The 17,947-nt window shown below is 67.9% G+C and carries 12 protein-coding genes; 8 read left to right on the forward strand and 4 right to left on the reverse strand.

The window, feature by feature from the left end; translation table 11 throughout:
- Positions 1-12: 12 nt before the first annotated feature.
- Entirely contained in the window at positions 13-3,096 is a 3,084-nt protein-coding gene (locus tag HD597_RS01250) for a lantibiotic dehydratase (protein WP_253739701.1), read from the reverse strand.
- Between the two features lie 246 nt (positions 3,097-3,342).
- Here HD597_RS01250 and HD597_RS01255 point away from each other — a divergent pair, with 246 nt between their 5' ends.
- On the forward strand, positions 3,343-3,558 hold the full coding sequence (locus HD597_RS01255) for a hypothetical protein (protein ID WP_253739703.1): 216 nt from the start codon (positions 3,343-3,345) through the stop codon (positions 3,556-3,558).
- A gap of 268 nt (positions 3,559-3,826) precedes the next feature.
- Complete coding sequence (locus HD597_RS01260) at positions 3,827-5,605, forward strand: ABC transporter ATP-binding protein (RefSeq protein ID WP_253739705.1); 1,779 nt, start codon at positions 3,827-3,829, stop codon at positions 5,603-5,605.
- A gap of 328 nt (positions 5,606-5,933) precedes the next feature.
- Here the strand turns inward: HD597_RS01260 and HD597_RS01265 are convergent, their stop codons facing one another.
- A complete protein-coding gene (locus HD597_RS01265) occupies positions 5,934-7,040 on the reverse strand; it encodes an aminotransferase class I/II-fold pyridoxal phosphate-dependent enzyme (RefSeq protein ID WP_253739707.1) in 1,107 nt (368 codons plus the stop codon).
- A gap of 162 nt (positions 7,041-7,202) precedes the next feature.
- On the reverse strand, positions 7,203-7,727 hold the full coding sequence (locus tag HD597_RS01270) for a GNAT family N-acetyltransferase (RefSeq protein ID WP_253739708.1): 525 nt from the start codon (positions 7,725-7,727) through the stop codon (positions 7,203-7,205).
- A 316-nt stretch (positions 7,728-8,043) separates the two neighbouring features.
- On the opposite strand from HD597_RS01270, the gene HD597_RS01275 reads away from it, so the two are divergent.
- From HD597_RS01275 to HD597_RS01300, 6 genes are all read left to right on the forward strand, one after another.
- On the forward strand, positions 8,044-9,054 hold the full coding sequence (locus HD597_RS01275) for a TetR family transcriptional regulator (RefSeq protein ID WP_253739710.1): 1,011 nt from the start codon (positions 8,044-8,046) through the stop codon (positions 9,052-9,054).
- A 14-nt stretch (positions 9,055-9,068) separates the two neighbouring features.
- Positions 9,069-10,043, forward strand: coding sequence for a Gfo/Idh/MocA family protein (locus tag HD597_RS01280; protein ID WP_253739712.1), 975 nt, complete (start codon positions 9,069-9,071; stop codon positions 10,041-10,043).
- Positions 10,040-11,467, forward strand: coding sequence for an aldehyde dehydrogenase family protein (locus HD597_RS01285; RefSeq protein ID WP_253739713.1), 1,428 nt, complete (start codon positions 10,040-10,042; stop codon positions 11,465-11,467). The genes HD597_RS01280 and HD597_RS01285 overlap by 4 nt, the downstream gene beginning before the upstream one ends.
- The gene (locus HD597_RS01290) at positions 11,464-12,846 is read left to right on the forward strand and encodes a purine-cytosine permease family protein (protein WP_253739715.1); all 1,383 of its coding nucleotides are present in this window, start codon (positions 11,464-11,466) and stop codon (positions 12,844-12,846) included. The genes HD597_RS01285 and HD597_RS01290 overlap by 4 nt, the downstream gene beginning before the upstream one ends.
- Before the next feature lie 586 nt (positions 12,847-13,432).
- Complete coding sequence (locus tag HD597_RS01295; protein ID WP_253740339.1) at positions 13,433-14,101, forward strand: transposase; 669 nt, start codon at positions 13,433-13,435, stop codon at positions 14,099-14,101.
- Positions 14,102-14,206: 105 nt separating this feature from the next.
- Positions 14,207-14,317 carry an IS3 family transposase gene (locus tag HD597_RS01300; RefSeq protein WP_372513345.1) on the forward strand — a complete coding sequence of 37 codons (111 nt, stop codon included), beginning with the start codon at positions 14,207-14,209 and terminating at the stop codon, positions 14,315-14,317.
- Between the two features lie 511 nt (positions 14,318-14,828).
- Here the strand turns inward: HD597_RS01300 and HD597_RS01305 are convergent.
- Positions 14,829-17,771: a hypothetical protein gene (locus HD597_RS01305; protein WP_253739717.1), complete on the reverse strand. Its 2,943-nt coding sequence runs from the start codon at positions 17,769-17,771 to the stop codon at positions 14,829-14,831.
- Positions 17,772-17,947: the final 176 nt, after the last annotated feature.

The raw sequence follows: 17,947 nt of genomic DNA on the forward strand, positions 1-17,947 counted from the left end.
GTCCTGTTGGGGTCATGCCATGAACCTCTTCCGTCCCAGATCGGCTTCCACGGTGCCACGCAGGATGGCCATCGTCCGTGACTCGGCGGCGGGCTTGATGCCGGACAGCCGGTTGTGGTGCATGTGCAGGAGCCCGCTGACCACGGTGAAGAGCGTGCCGCTGAGTCGGTCGGCGGCCGCCGCCTTCCGTATGGCGTCTCCGTAGGCCGCGAGCGCGGGCCTGCGCTCCCGCCAGATCTCCAGCAGCTGGACGCCGCCCGGCCGGGCGGCCAGTCCCGCCCAGTCTCCGTCTGGGTCGATGAGCCTGATCGCGTCCCGGCGCACGGACCGGAACGCCGCGTGATCCTTTCCCTTCGGCAGCACCGACAGCAACCATGGCTGCCAGCCGGGGATGTTCAGGCCGCGCAGGATGTCCACGTAGTTCGCCGCTACCAGCAACTCGGTGTCGAGGTCCAGGCCGCGCCCGCGCAGGGCGAGCTGAGCCAGTACCGCGGAGCTGTCGGTGGCGAACACGCGCTCGGCCGCCTCGATCGTATCCGCGCCACCGTACCTGGCGACCTCGGGCTCGTAGGCGTCGAGGACGAGGCGCGAGGCCAGCCCCGCACGGCACTGCGCGTCGCCCCAGTCGCGAAGCGCGGGCAGCAAGGTCGTGTTCAGCTCGGCGGGATCCCCGTGGAAGCGTAGCCGCAGATGCGAGTCGGGATCCTGGTAGCGAATGAAGAACCAGCGGTCGACCGAAGGAGGCAGGGCGGCGACCAGAGCGGTCAGGTGCTGTCCGAGGAGTTCGTCCTGCCGTCCGCGTGAGCTGTACAGCTTCGCGTAGAGCCATTCTCCGCCCGGCAGGTGCCGCGGGCGCGGCGCCTGCACAGGAGGCAGGCGCTTGGCGGGCCTGCCGGTGCCGGTCACGAGCGTCAGGGGAACGACGACCTCGTTGGCGTGCCCGTCCAGCCATCCCGTCTCCTCCGCCGTGCCGGTCGGCTCGCATACCGACGTACCAGGACGGCGCGACAGCTCCTGGCGTAGCAACCTGCGATGCAAGGGCACGGTCAGATCCAGGTCCACCCGGTGGTCGGCGATCGTCACCTGGACCCGGTCGGGCACCGCCCACCGCTCGCGCCAGCTGGCGAGCATGGCGGACCACGCGTCGTCGTCCGTGCTCCGGTCGTGCAGATCGGGGTCGACCCGCCAGCGGGCCGGTGCGAGCACCGTTCGGCCGTAACGGACCCTCGGCAGGCGGGGCAGCATGCCGGCGGCGCCCCATGACCAGCCGTACAGGTGACGATGGGCGCTGCCGGCGATGTCCTGGACGAGGCGGACCGCGTTCGCGCAATGCAGCGTGGGGTTGAGCATGTGCGGTGAGACCGCGGTGATCTCCCGGCCGTCAGGGACGGACATCAGGAACAGCCGATGGTCATCCGCCCCGACCAGGAGGTCGCTCGCGCCGAGCACGCGTGGATCCGACCGGTCGGCAAGGGCTCCGATCACGAGGACGTGGTCGCAGACCACAGGCACCTGGACGACGTTGGCCACGCGAGGATCGGCCGGCTGGAAGACCAGCTGAGCGCGGACCGGCCCGTCGGCGGCGGCGGTGGCGGCGGGGACGGGAACCATGGGGTAGCCCCCCTCCGGGAACAGGTAGGCGAAACGCCCGAAGATGGCCCCCGCCGTCGATGAACCCACCACGGGCGAGAGCGCCAGCCGGAACCGGCCCTCGTCGATGGCCTCCGCCGACTCGGCGAGAACCTGCACGCACAGCTCCACGGACTCCGGCGGAGGCAAGGGGGATTCCTCGTCTCCCGCGAGCCGGCTCATCAGCTCATCGTCCAGCACCACCTCGTTCGACCCGTCCAGCAGCGCTCGTTGAGCCAATTCGGCGAGCAGCCGGTCACCCGGACGTCGGCGCTCGGAGGCGGGCTTCGCCTGCCGCTCGCTCTCCGGCACCTGGTATCCGGCGGGAAAGCCGAGGCCGCGCTCGGGATCGATGAGTTCAGTGAAGGGGATCAGCGGCCCGATGCCGTACCGTTCGATGAACGCCTCACGGTACTCCTCGAGGTGCGGCGCCACCGGCTCGGCGGCGGACATGCGCAGCAGCGCCGTGGCCGCCGTCGCGGCCTCATCGGCGACCTTCTGGGGCAGGGTCACGTCGGCGTCGAAACGCAGGTCCACGTGGATCGGCGGCTTGTCGGCCGGTTTCAGGGCGCGCATCGCCCTGACTGCCACCCGCCATGCGGGACGCCCCTCCCCCGGCGGGCGCTCGGCGTAGCGGGTCAGCGCCGCAGCGACCTCGCTCAGCCGGGCCGCCTCTTCCCAGCCGTCCACGGCGGCCACCCGATCGAGCACGTAAGCCAGTGGGTTGTTACTGCTCAGCGGCGGACGCAAGTCGGTGAGCAGCAGCTCGCGCTCCACCAGCTGTCCGGTCATGGCCTCGACGACGCTCACGGACGCCCGAGGGAACGCCGCGGACAGCCGGTCGACCAGCTCGGAGTAGGGGATGGGACATGCCGCCCACTCCATTGCCAGGCGCACCGGTTCGCTGTGGCGGACCGACAGCTCCCTGGTGTTCACGCCGTCCGGGCCGCGCCGCACGTAGGGCAACACCAGCCGATCGCCCCGTACCACGCACAGGTCGTTGGCGACCACACGCAACCGCCTGCGCACCCGCGGATCGCGTTCCCAATCGGCCAGCAGCATGGCGAGCCAGCCGGCGTCCGGACGTACTCCCTTGATGTGGGCTCGGCCCAGGCGGACCTTGGCAGAGTCACCGAAGCCGGCCAGGGCCACCCCGGCGAGCAGGCCGAAGGGGGTGGGGCGGCCGGCCATCCGCAACAAATAACGCGCCGTCGCGGTGACCGCGCGCCGCCGCTTAGCGGCCTCGACAGGGAGACCGTCCTCGATGCGGCTCAGAGTGCCGGCCAGCGAGTCACTGGACACCTCCAGCGCCTCGCGGAGCAGCGGGTCGCGCAGGACCTCCGCCAGGAAGGCCTCGCCCTTCTCACCATCGGCGTCCGCGCGGACCCGGCCTGCCCGCGCGGCGGGCGCCGCCGGAACGCGCAGCAGGGCGGCGCCCGCCGCTGCGAAGCGCGGTGTGTCACTCATGCGAACCCCCGATTGATCCCCCGGATTCCGAACGGAACGGCGACCACCCTAGCCAGCCACTTCGCACGCGTCAGGGCCACGGCGCGGCACGTGATCGCTACGTAAGCGGGACGCATCCGCCGCGCAGGCGCGCTGCTGGATGCTGGTGGCAGGTCGCTCTCCTCACGTGGAGGGCGACCATTTCGCGTGCCGTCTCGCGCACCTGTGGGATGAGCCTGATGAGTACAACCGACCAAGAGGAGCGACATGTCGCCGACGACCCTGTCCGAAGAGGACCTCCTGTTCGATCTGGACCTGGAGCTGGAACCCTCGGACGGGCAGCACGACAACACCATCTACGCGTCCGGCGGCGGCGGCGTGGTGTGCACCACCAATGTCACGTGGACCTGCTGCTGCACGTGGGGGACGTCGTGCGTTTCTAAGAACGGGTACACCTGCGCCACGTACTACTGCAAGGACTGAGGTAACGGCGCAGGAGAGCCGACCGGAGGGACAGGCGCGGCCCTCCGGTCATATTCATGGACTGGACCCGACTGGAGGGCCGAAACGCGTGGAGGGCTTGCGCCCGAATTCCCGGCCAGGGCGGCATCGCGCCGACGGCCGAGTGCACATTCCAGAGGTCGACCCGCTGTTCGGCAGTGGCATCAGAATGAGCGCCGGCTGGGCCCAGCACGACGGGGCTGGCGCCGACCTAGGATTTTGGACACTCCTGCGGAGGCTGCCCCGGCTGATGCGCATCAGCTTCGGTCTGGCGTGGCAGGCGGGCCACTGGCTGCTGCCCGTGGCCTTGGGCGCGAAGTTGCTCGCGGGCGCAGCCACGGGCGCGGTGCTGCTGGCCACGAACGCGGCCCTGGCGCTGCTGCTGGCCGGCACGCCTACCGTCGAACGACTCATGGACGCGCTGCCGGTCCTGCTCGCCGTGGCCGCCGGCGGGGTGGCGCGCAGCGTGCTGTCCTCGGTGGGCGACGCCGCGAACGGCAAGCTCGCCCCCCGCATCGACCGCGCCGCGACCGTGAAGCTGCTCGAACGGGCTGTGCACGTGGAACTCGTCATCATCAAGAATGCCGAATTCCGCAACCTGATGTCGGCCGCGGCACGCGGGGCGCTGTCCGCCCGGATGGTGACCACGTACGCGATCGCCCTGGTCGAGGCGCTGACCGGCCTGATCGCCGCCGCGGGAGTGCTGACCGTGCTGCATCCGGCGCTGATGCCATTGATGGTGGTCGTCACGGTTCCGTCCGCCTGGGGAGCGGTCCGGATGGCGCGGGCCAGGTTCACCTCGATGAAGCGGTGGACCGAACTGCAGAGACAGCTCGAGACCCTGTCCGGGCTACTGATCGACTCATCGCCCGCCGAGGAGGTGCGGGCACATCGGGCGGGCGGCTTCCTGCTGCACCACTATCAGCGGCTGGCCCGCCTCTCCGAGGCGGAGCAGGCGCGGCTGGCCAGGCTGGAGGCACGCACGACGCTGCTGTCCGATGGCGTCGCGGGCGTCGCCAGGCTGGCCATGTACGGCGTGCTGGGCGCGCTGCTCGTGTCCGGCTCGGTGCAGATGGCCGTCGCCGGCACCGTCGTGATCGCCATCCGCTCCGGCACGGCCCATCTCACCTCGCTGGTGTCGGCGGTGAACGACCTGTACGAGCAGGGCTTGTTCGTACAGGACTGGAAGCAGGCATGCGACCGTGCCGAGGCGGAGGCGATCAAGGGCGGGACGATCGAACTGACTTCTCCGCCCGAGCAGATCTTCGTCCGGGATCTGTGGTTCACCTATCCGAACAACGAGCAACCCTCGGTCTCGGGCGTCAACCTGACCGTCCGCAGGGGCGAGATCGTCGCCTTGGTGGGCGAGAACGGCTCCGGCAAGACGACGCTCGCGAAGTTGATGGTGGGCTTGTACATGCCGCAGTCCGGCGCGGTCTGGTGGGACGGCCACACCACTGCCGAGGTGAACCGTGCCAGCCTCTACGACCACGTCGCCCTCGTCGCCCAGGACTTCGTCCAATGGCCGTTCACCGCTCGGGTCAATGTGACGATCGGGCGGTCGACCCGACCGCCCGACCCCGTCTCGCTGCACACGTCGGCCGAGTTCGGCCGGGCCCATGAGGTGGTCGACCGCCTCGACGCGGGCTGGGACACGCTGCTGGCCCCGGAGTTCCTGGGCGGCACCATGCTGTCCGGCGGGCAGTGGCAGCGGATCGGCCTGGCCCGCGCGCATTACCGCGACGCAGCAGTGGTGATCTTCGATGAACCCACGGCCGCGCTGGATCCCAGGGCGGAGATCGAGGTGTTCGAGCGGGTCAGCGATCTGGCGAACGAGGGGCGGGCCGTCGTCCTCGTCACGCACCGGATGGCGTCGGTACGGCGTGCGGACCGCATCTACGTGCTGGACCGCGGGGAGGTCATCGAGCAGGGCACGCACGACAAGCTCATGGCGCTCAACGGCCGCTACGCCGAGCTGTACACCCTCCAGGCCAGCCAGCACCAGGATCCCGTCTCTCCTCGCTCGTGAAGCACCCGAGCCATCGCAGCTCGAGGGGTTCTCACCGCGTCCGCATCGACCGGGACATGTCGCAGGGCCAAGGCCGTCGGGCGGTCCCAACAAGAGGTCGCCTGCGGCTACGGTCGGTCGTGGGGCACCGGTGCCCGGTCCTCGCGTTCCTCGACCTGGCGCTGAGCCGCGCGGGGCTCGCGTTCGGCGGCGCATCGGGCCTGCGCGGCAGCCAGCGCCCGCAGCGGTACCAGATCTCCGGCTTCCCTTTCCCAAGGGGGCGGCCTGAGCAGCGGCGGTCCGGCTTCGCTATCGGCTGGGGCGACGGGCCCTCGCTTGCGCACCCCCGTCAGGAAAGGACGCGCTGCCACTCCGGCCAGGCATGGGCGAGCGTGGCCATTCCGTCGGGGAACTGTGCCCTGCCCAAGCCGAACCGCAGGTGCTGTCCGGCATGATCGAACATCACGTCGGGAGCCAGCAGCACACCGTGACGGTCGACCAGCCACTCGGAGAACGCCCGCGCCTCCGTCGCCGTCAGCCACGGGTAGGCACAGGTCCCGCCCGCCGGTGGCACCCAGTCCCACCCAGGAGTGGATTCCACGAACGAGGCCAGCGCACCCGCGTTGGCGCGCATCAGGCTGTTGGCGCGATCCAGGAGCGCGGGAGCCGCCTGCAGGCCCGCGATGGCGAGGACCTCGCTCGGCGCGCTCGTGGCCAGCGTTGTCCAGTAGCGGTAGTCCAGCAGGCGCGCCGTCACTGCCGCGTTCTGCGTGACCGTCCAGCCGATCCGGACCCCGGCCATGCCCAAGACCTTGGACACGCCTGCGACGGAGATCGCGTTGGGCGTCAGCGCCGCCGCGGACTGGAGCCGGCGCTGCGGCTCCAGTTCGATGCCTCGGTAGATCTCGTCGCTCAGCAGGAGGGTCTCGGTGCCGTCCACCAAGTCCAGAAGCTCCTCGAAGACCGGCGCCTCCGGCAACGCGCCCGTGGGGTTGTGGGGAAAGTTCGCCACGATCAGCCTGGTATTCGGCCGCAGGGCGCGCCTGACCTTGTCCACGTCCAAGTGCCAGCCGTCCTCCCGCCGGAGGCGTATCTCGGTCACCTCCGCCCCGATCGCACGCGGCACGTCGATCAGGAGCTGGTACGTGGGGCCGATGACCACCACGCCATCCTCGGGGCCGAGGATGGCGTTGAGGAGTACGAACACCGCCTCGGTGGCGCCGGCGAAGACCTGGACCGCCGATCCCGACGGGAGACCGGATGACTGAGCGGCCAGCTCTCTCAGCAGCGGGTGGCCCGGGGATTCGGTATAGCCCAGCGTCAGGGACTCGTACCACCGGCGCGTGTCCTCCGGGGCGACCTCCCACAGCGCATCCATTGACAGTCCTTCAGTGTCTGATCCGGTCAAGTTCACCCGGCACGTGAACTCGTGCTTGGCGAACATGCGCTCGATCAAGAAGGGAGGCAGTTGCACGTCGCGATCCCGTCTGCTCGTGGGTGAGGGTCGCCCTCCTGCTTGCCTGCGCGTACTCGGGCGGTCCCGACACGTCAGGGGGCCGCCTCCCGCGCCCGGCGGGCTACCGGGTAGGCGCGCGTCAGGAGAGACTGATCGAAAATCCTAGTGCTTCTCCCGGTCGGCGGAGAAGCGGGCATAGTACATGAGGACCGGGCGCAGTCCCCGGCGCTCATAGAGGCGCTGGGCGCCGGAGTTGGCCGCCAGAGTCCCGATGAGCAGATCACCGATGCCGAGCCTCGTCAACTCGTCGTCCACTGCGTCCAACATCAGCGTGCCAACGCCGTTGCCTCGCTCGGCCGGCGCAACGGAGAGGGTCTGAAGCTCCGCGATACGGCTACCCGTCACCCATGTGTCGTCGGGCCCGGAGTGGATCTCTACGAAGGCGTAAGCGACTGCCCGGCCGTGACGTTCGGCAACCAGGATGAACGACCCCTCCTCCTGAATCCAACGCTGATAACAGGAACGGCGCAGCTCCCAGGAACGCTCGTCCGGGAAGTATGCGAATCCAGGTTGGACGGACTGGTGGTGCTCGTGCAGCGCCAGCCACAGCGGCTCCAGCAAATCGATGAGCTCGGCCCCTCCCTTGCGGAGCGTGATGTCACCATGGGTGCGGCTCGCTTGACTCATCCCACTTCTCTTTTCGTTCTTATCGACGCCCGGGCGAGATCCCATTCTCCCCCGGGCAGCCCGCGAGATCATCCCGGGCAACATGATGATCCACAGGTAGACCACTTCCCGGGCTTCCCGTCAGCCGGGACTGTCTGGACAACTGACCTGGAAGTGGTCGTGAGCCCGGCCATATGTCCGACCTTGACATGGCCGCGCACGCGAGCTTATGTTCCTGAACACCAAATAAGCGCTCATTCATATACACACGTACGGCTGCTTGTGAACTATCGCAGCCCAGTTTAATCGAACCTTTCGCGCAGAATTACGTGGTTAGATGGATTCAATTCTGGATGAGGACGCCTGCCTGGAGCAGCTGTGGCGCGTCCGGTTCAGCCCGGACGGTCGGCATGCCCACTGTCAGGGCTGCGACCAGGAACGCACCTTCCACCGGCTCCACAATCGCCGGGTCTACAGCTGCGCTCACTGCGGCGAGCAACTCAGCCCGACCGCGAGGACCCCCTTCCACGGTTCCTCGACGCCACTGCGCCTGTGGTTCGCTGCGATCGTCAGGGAGCGCGCATCCGGCGGGCGTCTGACTGCTCAGTCCCTGGCCGACGAGCTGGGCCTGTCCTACGCCACCGCCTGGCGGCTGCTGAAGAAGCTGCGCGAGCACCGCGACGAGATCGACGCGCTGGCCCCCGCCTGGCAGGCGAAGCTCGTCACGTCAGAGTCGGACGAGGCCGGCCTGAGCCGGGAGGAACAGCTCCTTCAGGCCGCGCGGGCCGTCGTCGTCGCCTATGGCCTCGATGCCACCACGATCAGAGCCGTCGCCAGGCACGCCGGCCTGTCCACCGGGGTCGTGCACTACTACTTCGAGAACAAGAACCAGATCCTGGTCAAAGCGCTGCGCCAGGCCAACGACGAGGCGTGCGGCCGCCGCGACGCGATCATGGCAGCCCCCGGATTGAGCGCGGCTGAACGGCTCGCTCGCCTGATCCTGCTGTCCATTCCGGAGTCGGGGGTCGAGCGCGAGGAGTTCATCCTCTGGTTCGAGTACTTCCGGGTCGCCATCCACGGGCAAATCGCCGACGCGGACACAGGAATGGCTGACCGCTTCCGGCAGTACTTCTTCGACGTGATCGAACAGGGCGTCGTATCGGGTGAGTTCCAGCCCGAGGACCCCCCGGCGGACATCGTCGAGCAACTCCTGGGCTTGCTCGATGGCCTCGGCATCGCGGCGGTCATGGGCCGCCGCTGGATGTCGTGCGCGTACATGCACGAGCTGGTCAGGAACTTCGCCGAGAACAGCCTCCGGGTGGCGCTCCCCGCAGCCCGTCGAGTTTGAGGAAAGGAAACACCATGGTGAACTGCGCCGTCGTCGGCTTGGGCTGGATGGGCAGGATCCGTGTCGCCGCGTTGAGAGACATCGGTGACGCCCGGCTGACCGCCTGCTGCGACGTCGATCCGGACGCGGCCGGACTCGTCGCCGAAGGGGTCCGCTTCTCCACGGACTTCGCCGAGATCGTCACCACGGACGACGTCGATGCCGTTTTCGTGAGCACTCCTGACGGGCTGCACAGGGAGGCGGTGATCGCCGCCCTGCGCGCGGGTAAGTACGTCTTCTGCGAGAAGCCGATCGCGACCACGCTCGCCGACGCCGACGCGATGGTCGCCGCCGATCCCGGCGGCCGCCTGGTCATCGGGCATTCCCTGCGATCCGACCCCCGCTACGTGGCCGTCCAGCAGCGGGCACGCGAGGGTGCTCTGGGCGCTCCCATCCACACCTTCACCCGCCGCAACTGGCCTGTGTCCGAGGGACGCCGCCAGCAGGACCAGACCACGCTGCCGCTCTACCTGGCGGTCCACGACCTGGACGCGCTGCAGTGGATCATCGGCTCGCCCATCGTCGAGGTGTACGGCGTGGCCTCGGAGACCGAAGTCCTCGGGCTCAAGGCCACCGCGTCGATCGTGGCCACGCTGCGCTTCGCCAACGGATGCGTCGGCGCGCATGAGACCAGCTGGGCCCTGCCCGACCAGGCGGGGCTGTCGAACGGTGACCACGCGCTGGCGTACGTGGGCGTGGACGGCTGTGCCTACCTGACGGAACGCGACCACGGGGTGGTCATCAACGGCGCCGGCGCTGTCGAGTACCCGGACGCGATGAACACCGGCATGTACGCCGCCGAGACGGCCAGGTTCATCGCGACGGCCCGCGACGCCCTGCCACCACTGGTCAGCGGACCGGAAGGGCGAGCCGCCCTGGCCGCGGCCCTGGCTCTGCAGGAGTCGCTGACCAGCCGTGGTCCCGTCGCGGTCGACGGGAGCATGCGATGAACGCTCACCTCATCGACGGCGAAGAGCGGCCTTCGGAAAAGGGCGGAACGTTCACGACCATCAACCCAGCCACCGGCGAGGAGCTGGACACGGTCGCGCTCGGCGGAGAGGCGGACGTCAACGCCGCCGTCGACGCCGCGACCCGAGCCGGCCACCTCTGGCGTCGGGTACCCGCTGCGGAACGCGCGGCCCTGCTGCGCCGCCTCGCCGGCCTGATCCGCGCCGGCGCCTCGGAGATCGCGACACTCGAGGCGCGCGACAGCGGGCGTCCCATCTCCGACTGCCACGATGACGTGGCGATCTGCGCCGACCTCCTCGACTACTACGCCACCCTTCCGCAGAACATCCGGGGCGCCACGTACGCGGAACAACCCGGTCACCTCACCCATTCGCGCCGCGAGCCGTACGGAGTCGTCGCGGCCATCGCCCCGTGGAACTTCCCCTTCTTCTTCGCCGTCACCAAGACAGCCCCGGCGCTGGCCACCGGCAACACAGTCGTGCTGAAGATGGCCGAGCAGACCCCGCTCACGTCGATCCTCTACGGCAAGCTGTGCTTGCGGGCAGGTTTTCCGCCCGGTGCGGTCAACATCCTCAACGGCGACGGGCGAACCGGCGCGCTGCTCGCAGCCCACCCCGGCGTCAAGAAGATCACGTTCACCGGCTCGACCGAGGTAGGCCGGAGCATCAGGCAGGCGAGCACCGTCAGCTGCCACCTCGAACTCGGGGGCAAGACGGCCAACATCGTCACCAAGCACGCCGATCTCGTGGCCGCCGCCCGCACCTCGGTCCACCATGCCTTCTTCAACGCGGGTCAGGTCTGCACCGCGGGATCTCGTCTCCTGCTCGACGAGGCGATCGCCGAGCCGTTCATGGAACTGTTCCTGCGCGCCACCGCGGGGATCGTCGTCGGTGACCCGCTGGCCCCGACCACCCAGGTCGGCGCGCTGATCAGCGAGCAGCATCGGGCCAGGGTGCAGGAACATCTCAGCCGCGCCGTCGACGAGGGCGCCTCGATCATCGCAGGCGGGAATCCCTCCGCGGTCGGCGCCTTTCTGGAGCCGACCGTCCTGGACGGTGTCGTCCCCGGCATGGCGGCGGCGCAGGAGGAGATCTTCGGACCCGTGGTATCGGTCATGCGTTTTCGCCACCTCGACGAGGCCGTGCGCATCGCCAACGGCACACCGTACGGCCTGGCCGCCACGGTGTGGACCGACCAGCTGGCCGAGGCGCTCGACCTGACCGATCGCCTCGACGCCGGGATCGTCTGGACGAACTGCCCCTACCGCGACCACGCCCACGTTCCCTACGAAGGGCACGGCCTGTCCGGCCAGGGCGAGGAGGGCGGGCTCGAGACGATCAACGAGTTCACCCAGCTCAAGGTCGCCTACCTCGGATCACCCTCGACCCCCTGGACACTGCCATGAGCGCCTTCGTCGAACACCGGACCATCGACGTCATCCCCGCCGGCGAGCGGACCGGCCGCCCGCGCGACCTGTTCAGCATCTGGTTCGCGGCCAACATCGGGCCGCTGACGATCCTCACCGGCGGCCTGCCACCGGTCATCTACGGACTCGACTTCTGGTGGAGCATCGTCGCGCTGCTCGCAGGACAACTGCTCGGCGGGCTGTTCATGGCGCTGCACAGCGCTCAGGGCCCCCGGCTGGGCATCCCGCAGATGATCCAGAGCCGCGGCCAGTTCGGCGTCCGTGGCTGCCTGGTCATCCTGGTCGTGGTGCTCGTCATGTATGAAGGGATCTACGCCGCCAACATCGTCTCCGGCGCACAGTCGGTGCACGCGGTGTTCCCGGCGTTGCCGCTGACGCCGCTTGCCCTCGTCTTCGCCCTGGTGGGCCTCGTGGTCATGGTCGTCGGTTACCGGCTCATCCACCTCATCGGTCACATCATCACGGCCGTGTCGATCACGTCTCTGGCCGTGGTGATAGTCGGGCTGGTCATAATGGGCCGCATCAGCGCGGACGTCTTCGCCATCGGTGTGCCGACCGTCCGCGGCTTCCTCGGCACGATGGCGATCGGCGCGCTGTGGCTGCTGGCCTTCGCGCCGTACGTCTCCGACTACTCCCGCTACATGCCCGCCCACACCGCCGGGCTGAAGTCCACGTTCTGGTGGACCTACGGCGGAGCCCTGCTGGGCGGCATGATCCCGATGGGGATCGGCGTCATTGTGGCCATCTCCGTCAACGGCGACGCGCTCACCGGGTTGCCTGCCGTACTCGGAGAACCGCTGAGCACGATCGTGCTCTTCAGCTTCGCCGCCGTGATCATGCACTTCAACGCCATGAACCTCTACGGCGCGACCCTCACCGTCGTCACCATGGTGCAGACCTTCCGCAGTGACTGGTTGCCCACGGCATGGGGAAGGGCCGCCATCGGTGCGCTCCTCGTCGTGCTGGCCACCGCAGGCGCGGCGCTCATGTCGCAGGACTTCCTGAATAGCTTCACCAACCTCATCATCATGCTCCAGTACGTCTTCATCCCGTGGACGGCCGTCAATCTGATCGACTTCTACCTGATCCGTAAGGGCGACTACGCAGTCGCCGACCTGTTCAGGGCGGATGGCGGGCGATACGGCAGGTATGACGCACCTGCCCTCGTGGCGTACACGGTGGGTGTGCTGGTGGAGATTCCCTTCATGAGCACGGCTCTGTACACCGGCCCGGTCGCCGATCTGCTGGCGGGGGCGGACATCAGCTGGATCGTGAGCCTCGCGATCACCATCCCGCTCTACCTGGCGCTCGCCCGGCGTCGGGTATCCCACGCGCAACCGGCTTGGGAGGCCGCCTGACGGTCCTTGACGGTGCTCGTGAGGGTTATCTGCCGGTGCTGTCGAAGTGGCCGCCAGCCGCCTGGTCAACGCCGATGAATCTGGTCCAGGCGCTCAAGCACCGTAGGCCTCACCGGTGACGAGCATGAGGCGAGCGCAGCACCGGATGGGGTGAGCCCCCGCCTTCTTCGCATTGCCGTTTCGCCGGCGAAACGGCAAGAGGGGCGGGGCGAGGCGGCTAGAGCCTGACGAAGATCGTGACCCCGAATATCTCGATAGGGCTGAGGTTGGTGGTCAGGGTTAGGCAGGCTTTGTGGTGCTGTGACAGCAAGGTCTGTCCACCGCGCCGGTTACTGTTTGGAACGGGATAGCTACGGTTTTGTCGGCGAAACGGCGTCTTCGATTGAGAGCGGTGGCGGCATCGTGTCCCAGACTGACCTCCCACCTGCGCTGGCTTGAGGTCAAGGTGGTGAGGTCAATTGACTTGACCGGCGCGTGCGCCGCCAGCGTGGCAAGCCGGGCCCGATCGCCGCCGAGAACGCCTCCCTCGCGGTGCTGGTGGGGTACGGCCACCGCAACGCCCAAGAGCGCTGAGGGCACGGTGGAGATGATCCGCCACACCAAGATTGCGCGCGACACCGCAGTCAAGGCCCGCACCCAGGCCATGGTGACCCTCAAGGCACTGCTAGTCACCGTCCCCGACGAACTGCGCGAGCAGTTGACCGGCCTGTCGAAGATGGCCCTGCTGGAGCGCTGCGCCGGACTGCGACCCGGTCCACTGAGCAGCACCGTGGCCTCAGCCAAGCGAGCCCTGCGCGCCCTGGCCCGCCGTTGGCTCGACCTGGACCAGGAGATCAAAGAGCACGACATGCTACTTGAGCAGCTGACCACTCAGCAGGCTCCCGAACTCGTCAACGCCTTCGGCATCGGCGCCGACACCGCCGCCGAAGTGCTCATCGTGGTCGGCGACAACCCCGAACGCATCCGCTCCCAAGCCGCATTCGCCAAACTCGCCGGCGTCGCCCCCATCCCGGCCTCCTCCGGCACCACCACCCGGCATCGCTTCAATCGCGGCGGCCACCGCCAGCTGAACGCAGCGCTCTACCGCGTCGTCATCGTCCGCATGCGCTTCCACCAGCCCACCATCGACTACGTGACCCGCCGCACCGCGGACGGCAAGACCAAACAGGAGATCATCCGCCGCCTCAAGCGCTACCTGGCCCGCGAAATCTTCCAAGCCATCAAAGCCCGCCCACAGCCAGCTGTGACGACTTGACGAACTATAGGAGCGTCAACGCCCTGATGGATTCGTTCTGGGGCCGGATGCAGACGGAACTGCTCAACCGGCGGCGCTGGAACACTCGCCTCGAATTAGCAAACGATCTTCGAATATCTGGAGATCTTCCACAACCGGCAGCGACGACACAGCGCGTTGGGGATGCTCACCCCGATCGAGTACGAGATGCTTCACCCAAAGACCCAGCTGGCATGACAGCCAACCAAGTCAACTCCACCGAAGTCGGGCCACATCAGCTGTCCATTAAACCCAGACGGGTTCACCTCGACCATCTCCGAGACCACCTGCGGGGCCCAGCAGATCGGTCGCCACCCGGTCCGCGACCTTCTCATCCTCCAGCAGATCACGGACCTTTGTTGACTTCTGCACCGTGGTGGGGAGGTTGCCCCGCTGGTCGACCTCCCGCTTGGCGGCGCCTGCGCCCGCCGGTGGTTCTTCGACTTCTCGTGCCAGGGCGGGTTGAGGATCTTGGCGAAGCGCACGTCCTCCTCCGCGATGCCGTCATCTGTGGCATCAGCTCTCCCTCCGAATCCGTCCGGCAGCACCCCGCTTCTTCATCAAGCAGAAGGGGCTTCCGACAGGTCAGTCAGATGAGATGCACGGCCTCGGTTCTACCGGCCTGAGCACGGTGGCCCTTGACGGGAGCGATCGAGGGGTGGAGATCCACGCCCGGTCACACAACGGCGCGGATCTCCACCTGAGATCGTCAGCTCAGCGGGATGGCGTCCAAGACGCGGGTGGGGATCACCTGCACATTGCTGGTCTGCTGCACCTGCGTCCTGTGTCCGGCGTTGATCAGCCACACCGACGCCGAGTCGGGGGACTTGACGTAGGTGCCGTCGGCGATCTGGGTGGGCAAGGCATCCCAGACCCGCGCAGGGATCTCGTGCAACGGTCTGGTTCCGTAACCGGCCTCGTCGCGCTCAGCTCCGCTGATGAACGGAATCTTCGCGCCACCGACCACCGCAGCCTCGGACGTGCTGCCGCTCTTACCGATCCTGGTGCCGTCGGCGATCTGGGTGGGCAAGGCATCCCAGACCCGCGCAGGGATCTCGTGCAACGGTCTGGTTCCGTAACCGGCCTCGTCGCGCTCAGCTCCGCTGATGAACGGAATCTTCGCGCCACCGACCACCGCAGCCTCGGACGTGCTGCCGCTCTTACCGATCCTGGTGCCGTCGGCGATCTGGGTGGGCAAGGCATCCCAGACCCGCGCAGGGATCTCGTGCAACGGTCTGGTTCCGTAACCGGCCTCGTCGCGCTCAGCTCCGCTGATGAACGGAATCTTCGCGCCACCGACCACCGCAGCCTCGGACGTGCTGCCGCTCTTACCGATCCTGGTGCCGTCGGCGATCTGGGTGGGCAAGGCATCCCAGACCCGCGCAGGGATCTCGTGCAACGGTCTGGTTCCGTAACCGGCCTCGTCGCGCTCAGCTCCGCTGATGAACGGAATCTTCGCGCCACCGACCACCGCAGCCTCGGACGTGCTGCCGCTCTTACCGATCCTGGTGCCGTCGGCGATCTGGGTGGGCAAGGCATCCCAGACCCGCGCCGGAAGCCTCCGGAGTGGCTTATTACTGTACCCGGCGGCCTCCAGCTCTGCCGTATTCGCGAAGGCGACCTTTGCCCCGCCGACGATGCCGCCCTGAGTGGAGGTTTCGCCCTTGCCGATGCGCGTCCCGTCCGCGATCTTTGTGGGCAGGGCGTCCCAGACCCGCGCCGGGATCTTCTGCAGCGATCTGGTTCCGTAACCGACCTCGTCGCGCTCAGCTCCGCTGATGAACGGAATCTTCGCGCCACCGACCACCGCAGCCTCGGACGTGCTGCCGCTCTTACCGATCCTGGTGCCGTCGGCGATCTTCGTGGGCAGGGCGGCGAAGACCCGCGCCGGTACCGTCTGGACCTTCTGAGTCCAGTTGGTGCCGTGTCCGGCGTCGATGACCTCCTGGGGGGAGTTGAAACTGACCTGGGCGCCTCCGACGATGGCCGCCACCGGGCTGGCGCCGTTGGAGGCCTGAATGAGGGTGCCGTCGATGATCTGGGTGGGAAGTGCGTTGAACACCCGGGCGGGAACGCCCTGGACCTTGGAGGTCCAGTTGGTGCCGTAGCCGGCGTCGATGATCTCCTGGGCGGAGGCGAAGTTGATGCGGGCGCCGCCGACCATGGCCGCCACCGGGGTGCCGGGCGCCTGGAGCAGGGTCCCGTCATACGGGACGGTGGGAATGGCGTGGAAGTGCCGGGCTGGGACCGCGCGTACCTTGCTGGCCCAGTTGGTGCCGTGTCCGGCGTCGATGACCTCCTGGGCGGAGGCGAAGTTGATGCGGGCGCCGCCGGCGATGGCCGCCACGGGGGTGGAGGATCCGCCTCCGGTGCCCTGGATGAGGGTGCCGTTGCGGGGCATGAACCCCAGCCGGTTGTAGCTGCCGCCAGAGATGATCACCACTTTGGAGGTCCAGTCGCCGCCATGGCCGGTGTCGATCACTTCTTGGGCGTTGTTGTAGGGCACCAAGGCGCCGCCCAGCGTGGCGGCCACCGGCAGGTCGGTGCCGTCGGATCGGGCCTGCACTAGGGTACCGTCGGCCGGTTCCTGGTTCATGTGATCGCGGGCATCGATCGACCAGTCGGAGATCTTCACCGGGTTGCCGCAGTTGACCGGCGCTGCGCACGAGTCCTGCCAGACGGGGGCGCCTCCCACGAAGAGGTATACGCGGCCTCGCTGGTCCACTGCCGAGGAGGCGTTGCGCGGGGTGGCCGGCCCGGCGTTGATGACGGCTTGCGTGGTCGGGCGTGGGGTGCTGTTGCAGATGTTGTCGTTGCAGGTGGCCTGCCACACCGGGGCGCCGCCGACCATCTTGTAGATTCGGCCGGTGTCGGTGGTCCGCAACAGGGTGCCATCGGCCAGGCCACGCACGTCGGCCACCGGGGTCGGGCCCGGGGTCGGACCCGAGGTGCTGGAGCCGGGCGGCTGACCGTATCCGCCGCCACCGCCCTGCAGCATTCTGCGGGTACAGCGGGTGTCCGGCGGGCTCTGCCAGCTGCAGATAATCGAATCTGTGGGGATCTTGGCCCAGCGGTAGCTGATGAACGTGCCGTTTATGCACCACCAGGTGCCCATGATGTTGTAGCGCGCCACATGGTCGGTGTTTTTGTAGGCGACCCGCGCGAATTGCACATAGGGCTGCGCGTAGCCTACTGTGCGGGGAGGAATCTTTACCATCAGCCCGAATTTTATGGCGATTTCGTTCTCTACCTTGGTGACCACGCCGACCGACCGGGAGGCTCCGACCACCCTGGAGATCTCCAGCGAGGTGTTCACGCTGGTCTCCACCCCCAGTGTCTCTTTTTCCGTGATGTCGAAGGTGTGCGTTATCTCGGTTGGATTGCCGTTGGCGTGCCAGTACAGCTTACCCCGGGGTTCGATGTCGTTGCCCGCAGCCAGAATCTCTACGGTGGCGTCACTCGGTTGCGGGCTGCCACACAGATAGGGTGGCGAGGTAATATCTCCCGGCGGATAATCGTTGGCTTTCAAAGCGGCGGTGACGAGCGGCGGCGCCTGTGCGGCGGATGCCTCAACTGGTGCCAGGCTTACTGCCATCAGGGTGGCCAGTCCGATGGCACAGCGTTTCCAGAATTTCATGATCTTCGCTTTCAATCGGGGTTACCGAACAGCAACGTGAGTGCGGCGCTCTATCCGGAGGACAGGTGTGATCGCCGCTTGAAACGCGGCCACCACCGGACGCGGGTGCATGCCGCCTCGCCACAATCGGACGGGCCATCATCGTGCTGCATATCTCTTGCTTCCCTCGCGCGTTTGAAAATAGCCGCGAG

This window comes from Nonomuraea thailandensis (genome assembly GCF_024172165.1).
GTDB classification, from domain to species: Bacteria; Actinomycetota; Actinomycetes; order Streptosporangiales; family Streptosporangiaceae; genus Nonomuraea; species Nonomuraea thailandensis.